At 72.0% G+C, this 17,619-nt stretch carries 8 protein-coding genes and 1 pseudogene; 7 read left to right on the forward strand and 2 right to left on the reverse strand.

Annotation, left to right across the window (positions count from 1 at the left end; translation table 11 throughout):
• Positions 1-154 precede the first annotated feature (154 nt).
• From AB3K78_RS15870 to AB3K78_RS15900, 7 genes and pseudogenes are all read left to right on the forward strand, one after another.
• A complete protein-coding gene (locus AB3K78_RS15870) occupies positions 155-6,283 on the forward strand; it encodes an Ig-like domain-containing protein (protein ID WP_416444860.1) in 6,129 nt (2,042 codons plus the stop codon).
• On the forward strand, positions 6,280-7,341 hold the full coding sequence (locus tag AB3K78_RS15875) for a hypothetical protein (RefSeq protein ID WP_416444862.1): 1,062 nt from the start codon (positions 6,280-6,282) through the stop codon (positions 7,339-7,341). Before AB3K78_RS15870 ends, AB3K78_RS15875 begins: the two co-directional genes overlap by 4 nt.
• 41 nt (positions 7,342-7,382) lie before the next feature.
• A pseudogene (locus AB3K78_RS15880) lies at positions 7,383-8,374 on the forward strand (AAA family ATPase).
• A complete protein-coding gene (locus tag AB3K78_RS15885) occupies positions 8,371-9,723 on the forward strand; it encodes a DUF58 domain-containing protein (protein WP_416444864.1) in 1,353 nt (450 codons plus the stop codon). The pseudogene AB3K78_RS15880 and the gene AB3K78_RS15885 overlap by 4 nt, the downstream one beginning before the upstream one ends.
• Positions 9,720-11,309 carry a DUF3488 domain-containing protein gene (locus AB3K78_RS15890; protein WP_416444866.1) on the forward strand — a complete coding sequence of 530 codons (1,590 nt, stop codon included), beginning with the start codon at positions 9,720-9,722 and terminating at the stop codon, positions 11,307-11,309. Before AB3K78_RS15885 ends, AB3K78_RS15890 begins: the two co-directional genes overlap by 4 nt.
• Positions 11,252-12,220 carry a transglutaminase domain-containing protein gene (locus AB3K78_RS15895; RefSeq protein ID WP_416444868.1) on the forward strand — a complete coding sequence of 323 codons (969 nt, stop codon included), beginning with the start codon at positions 11,252-11,254 and terminating at the stop codon, positions 12,218-12,220. The genes AB3K78_RS15890 and AB3K78_RS15895 overlap by 58 nt, the downstream gene beginning before the upstream one ends.
• The gene (locus tag AB3K78_RS15900) at positions 12,217-12,912 is read left to right on the forward strand and encodes a hypothetical protein (protein ID WP_416444870.1); all 696 of its coding nucleotides are present in this window, start codon (positions 12,217-12,219) and stop codon (positions 12,910-12,912) included. The genes AB3K78_RS15895 and AB3K78_RS15900 overlap by 4 nt, the downstream gene beginning before the upstream one ends.
• Before the next feature lie 49 nt (positions 12,913-12,961).
• Here AB3K78_RS15900 and eccCa read toward each other — a convergent pair whose 3' ends face one another.
• On the reverse strand, positions 12,962-16,861 hold the full coding sequence (eccCa, locus tag AB3K78_RS15905; protein WP_416444872.1) for a type VII secretion protein EccCa: 3,900 nt from the start codon (positions 16,859-16,861) through the stop codon (positions 12,962-12,964).
• The gene (locus AB3K78_RS15910; RefSeq protein ID WP_416444874.1) at positions 16,855-17,601 is read right to left on the reverse strand and encodes a hypothetical protein; all 747 of its coding nucleotides are present in this window, start codon (positions 17,599-17,601) and stop codon (positions 16,855-16,857) included. Before AB3K78_RS15910 ends, eccCa begins: the two co-directional genes overlap by 7 nt.
• Positions 17,602-17,619 lie beyond the last annotated feature (18 nt).

A 17,619-nucleotide genomic window follows, 5' to 3' on the forward strand; every position in this document is an offset into this window, starting at 1 on the left:
ACGTGCGATCGGAACCGGAGGCCCCGGCAGTTTCGACTGCCGGGGCCTCCGGTCTATCCACAGATTCCCGTGGGGCCCGGCCGGGCTCCCGATACCGTTTAATATGAGTTGATGATGTCTCGCATTCCCCCTGCGGTCACGAACGGTGGCTGGCGTGAGCGCGCGCGCATCCATCAACGCCCCCGCGATCCCAGGATTCAGCTATGTGCGCCCGCTGGGCGCCGGCGGGTTCGCGCAGGTCTTCCTGTACGAGCAGGACATGCCGCGACGGCTGGTCGCGATCAAGGTGCTCAACGGCTCGGTCGCGGGCGACGGCGCCGGTGCCGAACTGCGCGCCACGTTCGAGAGCGAGGCGGACGTGATGGCGCGTCTCAGCAGTCATCCGTCCGTGGTGTCGATCTACCAGGCGAGCATCTCGCTCGAAGGGCACCCCTACCTCGCGATGGAGTTCTGCCCGGGGTCCCTCGGCCAGCTGACCAAGGGCAAGCCGGCGCGGCTCGTCGACGTCCTCGACGCCGGGGTGCGCATCGCCGGTGCGCTCGAGACGGCGCACCGCTCGGGCGTGCTGCACCGCGACATCAAGCCCTCCAACGTGCTGCTCACGACACTGGGCAAGCCGGCGCTCTCCGACTTCGGGATCGCGCACGTGCTGGGCGGCCGGCAGGCGGAGGGCGAGCTCGCGATGTCGATTCCGTGGTCCGCACCCGAGGTCGTCCAGCTCGAGAGCAGCGGCAGCGTGGCGACCGAGGTCTGGTCGCTGGGCGCGACCCTGTACTCCTTCGCGTCGGGCCGTTCGCCGTTCGAGCTCGCGGATCGCGCGCAGAACACGCGCGCGAAGCTGTCCGAGCGGATCGCCAAGGCGGTCTACCGGGGCATTCCCGGGGCACAGGGGTACGAGCTCTTCGACGAGGTCATCGCACGTGCGCTGCGTCGGCTGCCGCACGAGGCGCTACGCGTCGATGGCGGAATTCGGCGAGGCGCTGCAGGCGCTGCAGCGCGCGTACGGCTTCGACGTCACGCCCCTCGAAGTCACCCCGGACGCCTGGGTGCCACCCGCCGAATCGGTCGAGACCGGCGCCCGCGGGCCCGTCGTGACCTCGATCGGTCGCGCGACCCGCGCCGAGGCGCGTGCCGAGCTGCTCGCCCAGAAGCGCGGAACCGACGACGACGGCCTGCTGCTGGACCGGCCCGCATCGCCCCTGCGCGCCGGGCTCATCGGCGCGGGTGCCGCGCTCGCCGGCGTCGCCGCGGTCGTGGTCGTGGTGTGGGCGCTGACCGGCGGTGGCGGATGACCTCTGCGGTTTCGAGCGAACGGCGCGGGCCCCGTCGGCTCCAGTGGTGGATCGCCGGCGGGGTCGTGACCGCCCTCGTGGCGACGGTGGCCGTGATCGCGAGCGGATACGATGCGAGGCAGACCCCGCGGGAGGAACCGGGGGTCTGGGTCGCCCGCGAATCGGGCCAGTACGCCCGGGTGAACACGGATACCGGGGAGCTCGACCTGGTCCGCAAGATCTCGGACCCCAGTGGGGTCATCCAGAGCGGCGGTCGCGGCGCCGTGCTGTCGAACGGCAACGGCAGGGCCTGGAGCCTGGATCCATCGAATCCCGTCGATCTCGACGCCAAGCCCGCTGCGGGGAGCGGCGAGCAGAAGCCGTCATCGGCTCAGCCGGCGTCGAACGATTCGGCGCAGCCTCAGGACTCCGCCGAATCGGTGCGACTGCCCGAGGGGACCCGCGACATCGTGAGCGCGGGCCGCTTCGTCGCGGTCCGCACCGAGGCGGGAGCCGTCTACGCGGGCGAGCTCGCGCCCTCGGAGACCGAAACCCCCGGCGCTTCGGGCGCCGCGGTCGCGAGCACCGCGGGTGCTGCGGACCTCGAGCGACGGCTGTCCTCGCTGGTCCGTGTCGATCCGTCCGGAGACGGGCAGAAGAAGCCCTCAGCCGGAGCGGACGCGGGATACCGTGCCGCGGCGATCACCCTGACCTCCTCCGGTGTGATCGGCGCATACTCCAGTGCGGACGGCTCGGTGCTCCGATTCGACATCGCCGCAGGTGCGCCCGTCGGCCGCGCCGAAACGGTGCCCGACGCGGCGAGCAAGCTCCAGTCTCCGCAGCTCGCGCTGTCCGGCGACGACTGGGTACTCTTCGATGGCGAGAGCGGTCGCCTGTGGCGTTCGGGCGGTGGCGAGACCACGGTGAAGCTCGAGGGCGCCGGTGTGCTGCAGGGCAGCGTGGATCCGGATCAGCGGAAGCGGGTCTCGGCCGGCGAACGGCGGAGCGGACAGGAGGCCGCGGTCGATGCGGTGCTCATCGCCGACAGCGCGGGACTGCTCGCGGTGCCTTCCGGCGGTTCGGCGAAGCGCGTGCTGCAGGCCAACGGGGTCCCGGCGCAGCCGACCGCGGTCGACGGCGCCGTCTACGCGGCCTGGCTGGGGCAGCGCGCGGGTACGCTGTGGAGTTCGAGCGCGGGGGACTCGCAGCTGAGCTTCGACGATGCCGCTCGGGAATCCGGTGATCTGCAGCCGATCATCCGGAGCAACGGCTCGCGAGCGGTGCTCAACGAGATGCGCACCGGCATGCTCTGGACCCTGCCCGACGGCAAGCTGATCCCGCTCTCGCAGTGGAGCATCTCGGACCCGCCGAAGCAGGATCGCGGATCGGTCGTCGTGACCGACGTCACCGACCAGCAACCGCCGACCGCGGTGAACGACGCGTTCGGAGTCCGCGCCGGCGCGTCGGCTCCGCTCCCCGTCCTGCTCAACGACTTCGATCCCAATAAGCGGGACGTGCTGACGATCGTGCCGGACTCCCTCACCGCGAGCGGTCTGCCGAAGCCGTTCGGGTCCCTCGAGCTGCTGCCCGACGGCCAGTCGCTCATGGTCCGGGTCGCCGCGAAGGCGAGCGGGACCGCGACCTTCACCTACCGGGTGACCGATGGCGCGCTGACCTCGAACCCCGCGACGGTGACCCTCCGCGTCGCGCCGGAGACCGAGAACACTGCACCGGCCTGGTGTCCGGTCGACGGGTGCCGCCGTGAGTGGCGGGTTCCTCCGATCGCGCCCGGGGGCACGCTCGTCGCACCGCTGCTCGACGGCTGGGTCGACCCCGAGGGCGACGTCATGACCCTCACGGGGGTCGAACCGCTGCGCAAGGAGGATCCGCTGCGTGCCATGGTGACCGCCGATGGGCGGCTCGCCCTGCGGCACACCGATCCCAACGCGGGGGCCGCGGAGATGACCCTCCGCGTGACGGTCTCCGACAGCCGCGGGAAGCAGACCCGCAAGAACCTCACCGTCTCGGTGCAACCGGGGGCCGCCGCGGAGTTCACCGCTTCGGCGGCGACCGTGCGGGTGGGGCAGCCCATGACGGTCCGTCCGCTGGAGCGCGTTGCCGGCGGCTCGGGCAGCTTCGCGCTGTTGGACGCGACCTCCCCGAGTCCCAACCTGCACGTCGCTCCGCACGCATCGAACGGCACCATCGACCTCCACGCCTCGCAGCCCGGCAGCACGACGGTCTCCGTCATGGTCCGCGACACCGCGACCGGAGCGGAGATCACGGGCCAGCTCCGGGTCACGGCGACCCCGGCCGGGCCACCCCTCGCGCTGCCCGAGCTGCGCGCGTTCGTGCGTCCCCTCACCGATACGACGGTCGAGATCCTCGACGCGGTGCCCGGGGCCGCATCGCGGGCGCTCGCGGTCCAGAGCGCCAAGGCCGGCGGCGGCGAGCTCCAGGCTTCCGTGATCGATCACTCCAAGGTCCACGTGTCCGGCAGCACCCCGGACGGCGCACCGGGCCGCATCGGCGCGGTCGACGTCACCGTGGCGGAGGGCAGCACCACCGCGACCGGCAAGCTGACGGTGTTCCAGGTCGCGGCGAACGCGCCCTCGGGCGTGATCGCGGTCGCGGACACCGCGACGGTTCGCGCCGGCTCGGTGGTCGACATCCGCGTGCTCGACAACGACGTGGCGGCCCCGGGCGAACGACTGGTGCTGCAGCCCGAGATCGTCGGTTCCGGGACCAAGGGCGAACTCGCCTTCGCCTCGGGCAACGTCCTGCGATACCTCGCGCCCAAGAAACCGGGCACCTATCGGCTCAGCTACACCGCGTACGGGGCGAGCGACCCGACCTCCGGCGACGTCGGCGCCGTCATCGTCACGGTGCTGCCGACCGGTGCGAACCGGGATCCGCAGCCCGTGCCGCTCACCGCGCGGGTCGCTGCGGGTGCGACGGTCCAGGTCCCGGTACCGCTGTCGGGCGTCGATCCCGACGGCGATCGGGTGCGCCTCACCGCCGTGCAGGCGGAAGAGGGATCCGGCATCGTGGCCGCCCTGAACGACACGGGCACCGGACTCGAGGTGTCGGCCGCGGCGGGCACCAAGCCCGGGACGAAGCAGCTCAAGTACACCGTCGTCGACCCCTCGGGCGCGCGAGGCACCGGCAAGCTCGGCGTCGTCGTGCTGCCCGAACAGGACGCCGCCGGCATCGTCGCGACCACGGATTCGCTCCGCGTCGGGCCGGGTGGCGACGCGGTCGCGCTGAGCCCGCTCGACAACGACGTCGACCAGTCGGGCGGTGCGCTCGAGCTCACCTCCGTGACCCCCAACCTCCCCGGCGGGAAGGCGAATCCCGCGTACCGCGAACTCGCCGCGCGTCTCGACCTGTCCGAGCTGAAGCAGGGCCGGGTCTCGATCGAGCCGGGCCGCGAACTCGGCACCGACTCGTTCCGCTACACGGTCCGCTCGGAGAAGACGAAGAGCACGGCGGACGGACTGATCGTCGTGCAGACCTCCGATCACGTCGGAGCGCAGGCGCCCGCGGTGAGCGATACCGTGCTCAACGTCCGCGACCGAGCCGACCTCGCGTCGAAGGGCGTCGACGTGCTCACCGGCAAGACCCGCTGGGCCACCGGCGACGTGTCGAAACTCAAGCTCTCGATCTGGGGCGGCGGGGCCGCCGACTACCGGGTGAAGGGCTCCAGGATCCTCGGCCAGTACCGCGCGGAGGGCGACACCGTCGTGTTCAAGCTCAGCGGGACCGACGCCTCGGGCAAGCAGGTCGCGACCTACGGCCTGCTGCTGATCCTGCCGCTCGACGAGCTGCCGCTGACGCTGAAGCCCGGTCTCAAGCCGATCACCGTCGACGAGAACCAGCAGACCGAGGTCGACGTCGCCGATCTCGTCGACGTCGGGCCCGGCGACCGGGTCGAACTGCGCCGCGGTTCCTTCGCCGTCGGACGCGCGCAGGCGAGTTGCCAGGCGGTCTCGGGCGACCGGCTCCGGTACTCGGCCGGCGGGGAGGCCCCCTGGAGCGACAGCTGCCTCATCGACGCCCGGCTGGTCGGCCAGGACCGCTGGACCGCGCTCCCGGTCCCGGTCGTGATCGTGCCCAAGCAGCCGGTGGCGCAGGCGCAGGCGCTCACCCGCACCATCGACCCCGGCGCGACCCAGACCGTCTCCCTCACCGACATGATCACCTGGGAGGGCGGGCGCAAGGGCGACACGGGCAAGCTGAGCTTCGTGGAATCGGGCGGTACCTCGCTGTTCGAGGTGCAGCAGAACGGCAGCTCGCTGCGGGTCACGGCGCGGGCGGACGCGGTTCCCGGCACCCAGGAATCGGTGTCCATCGCCGTCAGCGGTGCCGGTGAATCCCGGGCCCCGCTGACCCTGCAGGTCGGACAGGCGCCGCGCGATCTGCCGCGAGGCGGCACGGTCGCGCTCCAGTGCACCGTTGGCAGCTCCTGCCAGACGCAGCTCGTCGGTGTCGCGGGCGAGCACGACCCGTTCGCGGGCAAGACGGGCGGCGGGTTGAAGCTCGTCTCGGTGGATGGCGCCTCCTGCGCCTTCGGCTCCTTCTCGCGGGTGGGCGACTCGGGGATCTCGGTGTCGTGGCCGAATGCGCGCGGCATCGGCGGCACCTGCCGGGTCGGCTTCACCGTGCGCGATGCGCAGGGGCGGACCGGAGAGGGCACGGTCGAATTCGACGCCCAGGGGCTGCCGGGCACGCCCACCATCCAGCAGACCGGGTACACGGCCAGCAGCGCGAGCTTCACCGTGACGCTCGGCGCGCAGCAGGCCCATCCGGCGGTCTCGGGCGTGACGCTCTCGGGCGGCGGTTCGGGCTCCTGCAGCGCGGTCGGGCCCGCGACCTACCAGTGCGTGGCGGAGGGGCTGAGCAACGGGCAGAAGCACCAGTTCACCGCCAGGCGGTCAACGCGGTCGGAACCTCGCAGGCGTCGACCGCGGTCACCGCGTGGGCGTACGATCCGCCGAAGGCTCCGACGGTGACGGTGACCCCGATCAAGAATCCGCAGAACACGAGGACCGATCGCGGTGGCGTCCGTCTGACCGTGAGCGGCTCCGACGATACGAAGCAGTTCGCGCTGCAACTGAACGGGCAGGACGCCGGGTCGCTCTCCGGCCCCGGCGGCACCAAGGACTTCTCGGACCAGGCGGCAGGCGCGATCTCGTTCACGGTGACTCCGCTCACTCGATTCGACGTGCCCAACATCGGTGGAGGCAGCGGGGCGGGCGAAGCGACGCGCAAGGACGGCACGGTGATCGGGGCTCCCGTGCTCGGTTCCGTCTCTCTCGCGAGCACGGGCGACACCTCGGCGCATGTCAGCTACTCCGGGAGCGGAGCGCAGGCGTCCGAGGCGGTCACGGCGAGCTATTCGATCGGCAAGAACCCGATCCAGGGCCCCAAGAACTGCTTCACCGATGGACAGAGCAGCCCCGACTTCGACGGACTGCGGAAGTACAGTTTCGTCAGCGCCATGGCCTGCCTGCGCAGCGACTACGGAATGAGCTCCGGGACATCCGGCTCGGTCTTCATCGGACGACAGCTGCAGGCGCCGCAGGTGACCTACACGATCGCGAACGCGCCGACCGCGGCCGGCGACGGCGTCATCTACGACCTCCTCAAGAATCCCGACGGCACCCCGAAACTCGATGTGCAGGGGAAGGAAGCCGATACCAAGCTCATCTACAGCAATACCGGAACCGAGGAGCTCTCGCTCGATCCGGCCTCTGCCGCGGAGTTCGGGGTCAAGCAGTGCTACGGCGACGCTCCCTGTTCGGACGAGAGGACCGTCGGCTGGAGGAACGCGCCGACGATCGTGACGGCGAAGCCGAACGGCCAGTGCCTCCCGCTGACGAACGGTTCCGTGGGCAACCCGAGCTCCGACGAGCTGAAGACCCGCCTGACGATCTCCGCCGCTGCGGCACCGGAGGCGACGGCGAAGGCGGGAACGCCGGCCAACGGACTGGTCCCGGTGACCATCACCTGGGGCGGCTCCTTCCAACCCCTGCAGCAGGCGACCCTCAACGTCTGCACCACCCCGTAGTCTCGATTCACCCCCACACCACTCTCAGCAGAAGGCCGAGCATGAACACGCAGCCCCAGACCGACTCGACGGCGATCTCACCCGAGCAGGCGCAGTGGGTCGCGCGACTGTTCTCGACCACCGCGGACGCGATCGAGCAGTCGATCCACGGCAAGCGCCGCGTGGTCGAGCTCGTGATCGCCTGCGTGCTCGCGGGGGCCACGTGCTGCTCGAGGACGTGCCGGGAACGGGCAAGACCGCACTCGCCCGCGCACTCGGCGAGGTGATCCAGGGCTCATCCTCGCGCGTGCAGTTCACCCCCGACCTCCTGCCGAGCGACATCACCGGCATGTCGGTCTTCGACCAGCGCGCGGGCGCCTTCGAGTTCCATCCCGGACCGATCTTCGCGAACGTCGTACTCGCCGACGAGATCAACCGCGCGAGCCCGAAGACCCAGTCCGCCCTCCTCGAAGTCATGGAGGAGGGCCGGGTCACGGTCGACCGCACCTCGCACGACGTCGGCAGCCCGTTCCTCGTGATCGCGACGCAGAACCCGGTCGAGCAGGCGGGCACCTACCGGCTGCCCGAGGCCCAGCTCGACCGCTTCATGGTGAAGACCTCGATCGGGTACCCCGACCAGGCGGCGATGACCCGGATCCTGCAGGGTGACCGCTCGCACCAGCAGCCCCTCGCCCCGGTCGTGACCACGGGCATGGTGACCCAGGCGCAGGATCTGATCAACCGGGTCCACGTCAGCCCGCTCGTCGCGGAGTACGCGGTGCGCCTCGTCGAGGCCACCCGCCGCGCCAACGAGGTGCGCCTCGGCGCGAGCGTCCGCGGGGCGCTGTCGCTCGTGCGCCTCGCCTCCGCCTGGGCGGCTGCCAGCGGCCGGCACTTCGTCACGCCCGACGACATCCGCGACCTCGCGATGCCGGTCCTGACCCACCGCCTCGTGCTCGAACCCGAGGCCGAGTTCGACGGAGTGACGGCGGCGCAGGTGCTCGGCCAGATCCTGCTCGAGGTCGCCGCGCCCCAGGAGAACGGCTCGGTGTGAGACAGACCACCTCGCGCGCTCCGATCTCCGACACCGGCACGGCGACCCGGGGCACCACCGGCACGCGATTCGGCGACACCCAGCGCCCGGCGGGATACCTCGGCGCCGGGCGCCGACGCGCGCGCCGCTGGTGGCGCCGCAATCGACGCCGTATGCGCCGGACCGCCGAGACCGTGACGCCGACCGGCTACTTCGTGCTGGGCGCGGCGATCCTCTCGCTCGTGCTCGCCGCGACCCTCGGATGGATCGAGGCCTGGTTCGTCGCCGCGGCCTTCGGGGTCCTGCTGCTGCTCGGGCTCCCGTTCCTGCTGGGCTCACGCGCGTACCTGATCCGCATCGTCGTCGACCGCACCCGCGTGACCGCGGGCGGGCGGGTGCGCCTCGGCATCGAGGTCGAGAACGCCGGAGCCCGACCGGCGCTCCCCGCGACCGCGGAGCTGCCGGTGGGGGAGGCGCTGCGCGAGATCGCGATCCCGTTCATCGGCCCGCACGGCGAGACGACGATCCCGGTGGAGATCGCAACGACCGTGCGCGGAGTGATCGGCGTCGGGCCGCTGAAGCTCGCGCGCCGCGACCCGCTCGGGCTCGTGCGCCGCGAGATCACCTGGCGCGATCGCCACCTCATCCACGTGCACCCGCGCACGGTGCTGCTCCCGCCGGGGTCCGTCGGACTCGTGCGCGACCTCGAGGGCGCTTCGAGCCGGCGGCTCACCGACTCCGACCTCTCGTTCCACGCCGTCCGCGAATACGTGCACGGCGACGCGCTGCGGCACGTGCACTGGAAGTCGACCGCGAAGACCGGCACCCTGATGGTGCGCCAGTACGAGGAGTCCCAGACCGCGCGGGCCGCGATCCTCTTCGACGCCGACCGGACCTCCTACGCCGACGACGACGAGTTCGAGCTCGGCGTGAGCGTGGCGGCATCCCTCGGCCTGCTCGCGGTGCGCGAGGGGCGCGAGCGCTTCATCGCATCCCAGTGGGCTCCGGGGCGGATCCGGCCGAGCATCGACGGGCTCGAAGAGCTGCCCGCGCAGACGCCGACCCAGTTGCTCGACGCCTGGGCCGAGCTCGAGGGCGCCGAAGACCCCCTGCCGATCGAGCGCCTGGCACGCAACCTCGCCGAGTCGCGGCGACCGCTCTCGATCGTGATGCTCGTGACGGGTTCGGTGCCCGACCCGTCGCGCCTGCGGCGCGCGGCCGCAGCGTTCGCCGAGGACATCGACGTGCTCGTGGTGCGCAGCGAACGCCTGGCCGATCCCGCCGCCCGGCTGTTCGACGCGGGAACCATGTTCACCGTCGGCGCGCTCGGCGACCTGCCGCAGCTGATGGTGCGCGGAGGCTTCGCGTGAGCGGGGAGGCACGGCCCGCCGTGCGGCGCCGGACTCGGCGGTCGAACGCGTCGCGTCGGCCGTCGGCGGCGATCTCGTTCGGGGCACTGCTGCTGAGCGCCGCCGCGACCGCGCTCGGCGCCGCCTCCGCGATGCCGATCTACCGGACCCCGCGGGTCTGGCTCGTGGTCGGCGTCGGCTGGGCGCTCGCCGCCGGGATCGTGTGGTGCGGGCGTCGGTGGAGCTGGGGGCTCATGACCCCGGTGGCGCTGATCGGTGCGTTCGTGGCGGGTGTCGTCCCTCTCGCCGTGCCCGGGGCGCTGGCCACGGGCCCCGCCGGCTGGCTGCGCGGGCTGAGCGACGGCCTCGCCTCCGTCGCGCTCGGTTGGAAGCAGCTGCTCACCCTGGCGCTGCCCGTCGGCAGCTACCAGGCCGTGCTCGTCCCCCTGCTCGTCGTCACGATGACCGTCGCCGCGACGATCGTCGCGCTCGCGCTCGCCGGTCGCCGCGCGGCCCCGTTCGCGGCGCTCCCGGTTCTCGCGCCGGTGCTCTTCGGCGTCGTGTTCGGCGCCTCGCAGGTGAGTGCGCCGCTGAACCTCGGCCCGCTGCGGATCCAGGCGCCGCGGGAGCTCGCGCTGTGGGCGGGGGCCTGCGTGATCGGGGCCGTCTGGGTCGCCTGGTCGTCCGGCATCGAGCGCCGCGCAGCGCTCAGACTGGGGCGTCTCGGCCAGCCCGTCGAGCGCGCGGGCGGAGTGCGGCGCAACAGCGCGGTGCGCGCGCTCAGCGCCGCGCTGATCGCACTCGTGGCGCTCGGAACGGGGACGCTGATCGCGCCGGCCGTGGGAGCAGACCGAACGGTGCCCCGCGACAGCGTCGACCCCCAGCTCGTCGTGCGGCAGCAGACCAGCCCGCTCGCCTCCTATCGTTCGGCGAAGCGGGACGAGCAGTTCAGCCGGCCCCTGTTCACCGTCTCGGGCGACGGCGCGCTGCCGAAGCGCCTCCGCATCGCGGTGCTCGACGACTACGACGGGGTCGACTTCTTCGTGGATCCGGGCGGAGACGGTCGCTTCACCCGGTTCCCGAGCGGCGATCCCATCGCGAAGCCGACCGAGGTGCGGATCCGGATCGACGGGTACCGGGGAATCTGGCTGCCGGTCGCGCCTCCGCTCGCCGAGCCGCCGGCGTTCCTCGGGCCGCGCGCAGCGGAACTGAGCGACAGCTTCTACGTCAACCGCGGCAGTTGGGCCGCGATCGCGGTGCCCGGCGGCAGCGGACTGCGCGCCGGCGACGAATACTCGGCGCGGATGAGCGCCTCCGGAGACGCGAAGCCGGCCGAGCGTCCGGCGAACGCGAAGCCGCTCCTCGACCTCGAACGGACGCCGCAGCTGAAGCGCTGGCTCGACGAGCAGCGGCTCGCCGCCGACCGTGACGGCCTCCTCGAGGCCATCGACCGGCTGCGCCAGCGCGGCTACCTCAGCCACTCGCTCACCGACGGCGAGGGGAGCGCGACTGGATCGCCGCGCTCGCGCCGCAGTACGGCACGCGCTTCGTGCCGAGCGCCGGCGGGCATTCGATCGCCCGGATCGAGCAGCTCTTCCAGCAACTGAACGAGCAGCAGGCCGCCGCGGGCGAAACGAGCGACGAACGCGCGCTCGTGGCGGGCATCGGCGACGACGAGCAGTTCGCCGCCGCCGCCGCCCTCATCGCCCGCGCCATGGGCTACGACTCCCGCGTGGTGCTCGGCGTACGGCTCGGCGGCGAACGCGACGGTGTCCCCGGCGTTCCGGCGTGCGCGGAGGCCTGCACCGGCGAGAACCTCGCGGCCTGGATCGAGGTGCGCGGCGACCGCGGCGGCTGGGCGCCGGTCGACACCAGCCCGCAGGTCGCGATGCCGCCGGTGACGCTCGACCGCGGCGAGCAGCTCCCGGAGTTCCCGACGGTGCCCGAGGACCGCAATGCGACGGTCGCCGACCCGCCGACCGGGTCGAGCAGCGATTCCACCGACCCGGTGCCGGATCCGCAGCGCAGCAGCTTCGCGGCGCTCTGGCCGATCCTGAAGGGCGTGGGGCTCTCGGCCCTGACGCTGCTTCTCCTCGCCCTGCCGCTGCTCTTCGTCCCCCTTGCGAAGCGGCTGCGCGGGCGTCGGCGACGGCAGGCGACGGCCCCCGAGGTGCGCGCGCTCGGCGCGTGGGACGAACTCGTCGACGGGTACGCCGACAGCGGCGCGGCGCCCCGCGCTCGGGGCAGCCGACGAGACATCGCCGAGGAACTCGAGGTGCCCGGTGGGGACTGGGCCGCTTGGACGGTCGACCGGGCGGTCTACTCGCGAGAGGGCATCGACGACGCGGAGGCCGAGCAGGTCTGGACCGTGGTCGACGAGGCACTGCTCGCGAGGCGGCAGCAGCTCGGATTCTGGGGGCGGACGCGCGCGCGGTTCTCCCTGCGTTCGCTGCTGCCCGAATCGCGCCGCGTCCGCGCCGGGCGCCCGAGACGACCGCGCGGAGGGAGCCGACGATGACGGAGGAACGCACCGGAACCGGCGCCGGCCCGGGCGGGGAGGACGAGCTCGACGCGACCGTCGTCGCGCCGCGCGCCCGCACCGCGGCGGAAGCTGCCGGGCCGGCCGCAGAAGCGACTGCGCCGGCAGCGCCGGACGACGCGACCATCGTGGCGGCTCGCCCGCACCGGAGCCCGGATTCCACCCCGGCAGGCGACGACGATGGGACGATCGTCGTCGCGCGGCCACCGCGATCCGGATCGCCGATCGGCGAGGACTCGGGGCGCTCGACGCGCAGCGGTACCGCGAATCCGGCGCCGCCGATCGAGGAGCCCTCGATCGGGCAACTGCCGTCCGACGTCGTGGCGCGGATGTTCAAGTCGCCGCTCGACGCGAAGCTGCGGATCCCCGATGCGCCGACCCCACCGGAGGAGCACACCCTGCCGCGGCGAGGCGTCGCGCCGGGTATTCCGGTCCTGAGCCCGGTGCGGAGCCTCAGCGAGGCGGACGCGAGTCAGGGCAGCGCGCTCTCGGAGCGCTTCGGCCCGCCGCCGGCATCGGTGCCGGAACCGCCGGCCGCCGAACGAGAGGGATTGCGCTCGACCGCTCGCGCGAACCGGCGGTTCGGGCTCGGCACGATCATCGGGTTGGGCGCAGCGATCCTCGTCTCAGCGCTCGGGCTCTGGGGCGTCGCGATCCTGGCGTTCGGGTAGTCGGTCCCGAACCCGCAGGGCACCCCGGAGCGGCCCGGGCCGACCCGGATCAGTCCTGCTGATTGGCGATCTGGACGAGTCGCGGCGGCTGCCCGCGGCGAACCAGTTTGCCTCTGCCGGGCACCGCCCCCGAGGCGTAGATCCCCGGCCAGAGCGGCCCCTCGGCGCGCTCGCCGGACAGGATGATTCCCGTGCCTCCGGTGTCCTTCACGCTCTGCACCATGGATTCGAACATCGCGCGCGCGGCCCCGGCCACCGGTCGGGTGAGCACGACGTTGAAGTTGAGATCGCGTGAAGAGGCGAGATAGGGCATGAGCGGCTCGAGCGGCGACGTGCCTCCCGCGGCGAGGATGTCGTAGTCGTCGATGACGACGACGATGCGGAGCGACGCATCGGCGCCCTCGTTCTGCCGCTTGTCGAGTTCGAGGGCGAGCGCGGCCGAGAGCTGCTTGGCTTTCACCGCGTTGTTCGCGTGTCCGCCGAGATACTCGTCGGGGAGTGCGCCCGCGAGGCGTCCACGGGGTTCCATGAGCGCGACCACGAGCTCCTCCGGGGAGAGCCGGTCGATGAGCGCTGCGCACAGCTGGCGGAGCAGCGTGGTCTTCCCGCTCCCCGCATCGCCGAGCACCAGGACGTGCTGGTCGGCGCCCGCGAAGTCCAGGAGGACGGGCTCCATCGTGTCCTGGCGCAGGCCGATCGGAATCCCGTCGGGCTCCGCGAACGCGTCGGGGAGGGTCGCCGGATCGAGATCCTCCGGGAGCAGGCGGATGGGAGAAGCCTCGGGTCCGTTCCAGGCGCGTCCGATCTGCTGGGCGAGCTCGGTCAGGGCGTCGCCGATCAGATCGTCCTCGACGTCCTCGATCACCGGCAGGGCGACCTGTGCGAAGAGCTCGCCGTCGGTGAGCACCCGTCCGGGCTGATTCGGTCGGATCGTCTCGGAGAGCTTCCGTTTGATCGTCGACTCGGTGGGGTCGTTGAGGCGGAGCTCGACGCGGTTCCCGATGAGGGGTTGGAGCCCCATCGTGACCTCGTTCCAGCGAGTGAGCGCGAGCACGAGGTGGACCCCGAAGGAGCTCCCGCGCGTGAGGAGGTCGGCCAACTGGTCCGCGAGGGCGTCGAAGTCCTGCCGGACCAGGCCGTACCCGTCGACGAGCAGGACGATGTCGGGCGAGACCACCTGCGGGAGCTTTCCGGCAGCGTGCGCGTTCCGGAACTGCGAGAGCGATTCGATCCGGTGGACGCGGAACAGCCGCTCCCGTTCGTCGATCATGTGCTGCAGCTCCTCGAGGAGCCTGACCTGCTGCTCCCGGTTCGCGCGAGTCGCGACTCCGCCGACGTGGGGGAAGTCCTCGAGCCGCGCGAGGCCCGCACCCGTGAGGTCGAGACCGTACATCGTGACCTGCTTGGGCGTGTGCGTCGTCGCGATACCCGCGGCGAAGGTGCGGAGGAAGGTGGACCGACCCGTCTGGGGCGCACCGATCACCGCGAAGTGCCCACCGGCTCGGGTGAGATCCACCGTCCAGGGCTGTTGCGACTGGCGCGCGGGCTCGTCGAGCAGCCCGATGGGGACCTGCAGCGGCGCGCGACGGTGCTCGTCGACGACTTCGAACAGCGGCAACCGGTCGGGCAGCGGCGGGAGCCAGACCGGCGTCGTCTGCAGCTCCGGCGCTCGGAGCCTCGCCACGGATTCCTCCATGAGGGAGCGCTTCGCACTCGCTGCGGGAGCGCCGGGACCCGCTCCGGCGTCCCCGGCGAACGTCGCCTCGATGGTGTTGTAGGGCGGTTGCACGAACACCTCCCAGCCGTTCTCCTCGGCGGAACGCTCGAGCAGGTTGGGGCCGGGCACCGGGCCGGCGACGTATCCGGCCTTGAAACGGGTGTACACGGTCGTGTCGACCTTCAGGTACCCGTAGCCGGGGTACGGCGGGAGATGGAACGCGTCCGGGGTCTCGAGGATCACGGAGGACTCCTGCTCGGAGAACGTGCGAAGTCCGATCCGATACGACAGGTAGGTGTCGAGACCGCGCAGCTTGCCCGCTTCGATGCGCTGGCTCGCGAGCAGCAGGTGGATTCCGAGCGCGCGACCGATGCGCCCGATCTGCAGCAGGAGGTCGATGAACTCCGGTTGCGCGGTCAGGAGCTCACCGAACTCGTCGATGACCAGGAAGAGGTGCGGCAGCGGCGGCATCGCCGGGTTGGCGTCGCGTGCGCTCCGGTAGTCGGTGATCGAGGCGAAGCCGCCGGCCTCCTTCAGGAGGCGCTGCCGCCGGACGACCTCTCCGGAGATCGAGGCTCTGGCCCGTTCGATCAGCTGGGCGTCGTTCTCGAGGTTGTCCATGAGCCCGGCGATGTGCGGGACGGACTGGAACGGCGTGAACGCGGTTCCGCCCTTGTAGTCGACCAGGATCATCGCCAGGTCATCTGGCCCGTGCGAGATCACGAGGCTGAGGATGAGCGTGCGCAGGAACTCGGACTTTCCCGAGCCCGTCGCGCCGATGCAGATCCCGTGCGGACCCATGCCGCCGTGCGCCGACTCCTTGAGGTCGAGTGCGACCGGGGCGCCGTCGTCTCCGGTACCGAACGGGACCCGCAGGAAATCGCGGGTCGAGCGGCGGCGCCACTGCTCATGGGAGATGTCGGCGAGCGAGTCGACGCCGAGGATCTGCAGGATGTCGAGTTCGGAGCGCTCCTCGTCCGACTCGCTCCGCGACTGCGGCGAGAGGCGGAGCGGAGCGAGTCGCGCGGCGAGCGTCTCGAAGGGGATTGGGTCCAGGCGGTCCGGGACCGCCTCCACCGCATCGCGTCCCGGGAGGAGCCGCTCGATCTGCACCTGTTCGCCGGATTCGGCGACGGTGAGCCGGAGCTTCGTGTCGCTCGGTTCCTGCAGGCGGTCGGGCACCAGGGTGACGACGGTGATGCCGAGCTGTTCCGGGCTGAACCCCTCGGGAAGGATCAGGTTCTCGGCCCGGGCGCGCGAGTGGTCGAGCACGAGCACGAGCGGGGTCTCGGACGAGGCGGAGCGGTTGCCGTTGCGCAGACGCGAGGCCGCCCGAGCCGTGCGTTCGGCCAGCTCGGCGCGGATGAGGGCGAGCAGTTCGCGCTGATCGGGCGCGATCCGGCGAGCGGGGAGCGGCCCGTCCCAGGTGTCCATTCCGAAGTGGGGCAGGAGGTCCGCGTTCGGGAACTCGTGGAGCAGCTCCGGAGGGACCGCGAGCCCGAGCCGGACGTCCTCGGGAGCGTGGGACACCGCGATCTGCGCGATCAGGTTCCGGGCGATCGCGTGCGTCTCGGCCTCGGCCCCGACGATCGTGACGGTGCCGGCTCCGCGCAGCCCGATCGTCGCGGGCATTCCCGCGACGGCCGAATGCGTGCGGATCACGCTCTGCGCCTCGCCAGCCATGATCGCATCGTAGGGCTGCACGGGGTTGGCCCCGGGCGGAAGCTGCAGGTCGAACCAGGGCACGACGCCCACGCCGACGCGCACCTCCAGGAAGTCCGGGTCGCTTCGACGCCGATCCCACAGCTGCTCCGGGTTGCGCGTGGCCTCGGACAGCTGCACCGGGTCGGGGTGCAGCACCCGCGCCCGCGTCCGCGTGCGGGTGTGGGCCTCGCGGAGTTCGGCGCGCAGATTCTCGAGGTAGTCGAGATAGCGCTCGCGCTCCCGACGACGCGCTCGGGCGGCCTGACCGCGTTGCCCGACGGCCATCCCGATACCGCCGACGAGCGCGACGACGAGGATCACCGCGCCGATCACGACCATGACCGGGTTGGCCCGGAGCACCACGATCATCACGATCGACGACAGCGATCCGAACACGGGGAGGAGCGTGCGCAGCGGGAGGCCTCCGGGGACCGCGTCTCCCTGCTGCGGCGGGGCAGCGAGGACCCGCGGTTCCGGTCGCTCCAGCGGGGGGTTGATCCGCGCCGGCCGATGCACGAGCTTCACCATCGAGTCCCTCCCTGCAGCGGCTCCTCGGGGTCCGCCATGAGCGCAGCCGCGAGCGCGAGCGCGGACCGCCGGGTGCGACCGCCTGGTGCGGACCCGGCACGGAGCGCGTCATCGTAGGGAACCCCGACGACGGGGAACCCGAGCCGTTGCGAGACGATCCTCGGCCAGGTCGACCCCGTGCGCGTCACATCCGAGAGCGCGACCACGGGCCGGGAGGCCGGGCGCTGTTCCGCCACCGCGCTCGCGAGCGCGATCGCGGCTTCCGCGGCCTCTCGTTCGGCGCTCGCCACCAGGCAGATCGTATGGCTGAACCGGGCGATTCGGGCCGCCGTCTCGAACGGGCGGGCACCCCAGTCGGTGCAGGTGATGTCGAAGTGGCGCACGAGGGGCGAGACCACCCGGTTCCAATCGGAGGGCTCGGCGTTCGTGAACGCCAGGGCGGCGATCCCGTCGCGGTACCCCAGCCACTGGCGCGCCTCCGAGGGAAGGCGGGAGGCCAGGGCGTCCGGCAGCGGCCTGCTCGACTGCAGGATCGTCCCGGCGGTCTGCCCGGGGCTCGTATCGACCAGCAGCAGGCGGTCGGCGTGGGCCTGCCGCAGCTGCTCGAGCGCCAGACGGGCCAGGGTGGAGACCCCCACCGAGGGCTCCAGCGAGAGGAACGCGAGCGACCTGGATGCCGGAACCGGCGCCTCGGTCCGGGCTCGCTGGTCGAGGAAGGCGCGCTGCGCAGAGGCGGACAAGAGGAACGGCGGCATCAG

The sequence above is a fragment of the Leucobacter sp. HNU genome (assembly GCF_047946755.1).
Classification (GTDB): domain Bacteria; phylum Actinomycetota; class Actinomycetes; order Actinomycetales; family Microbacteriaceae; genus Leucobacter.

Excerpts from the sequence above, each read along its gene's own strand:
- AB3K78_RS15900 (WP_416444870.1), top strand. The coding sequence starts at position 12,217 with ATGACGGAGGAACGCACCGGAACCGGCGCCGGCCCGGGCGGGGAGGAC.
- eccCa (WP_416444872.1), bottom strand. The coding sequence starts at position 16,861 with ATGGTGAAGCTCGTGCATCGGCCGGCGCGGATCAACCCCCCGCTGGAG.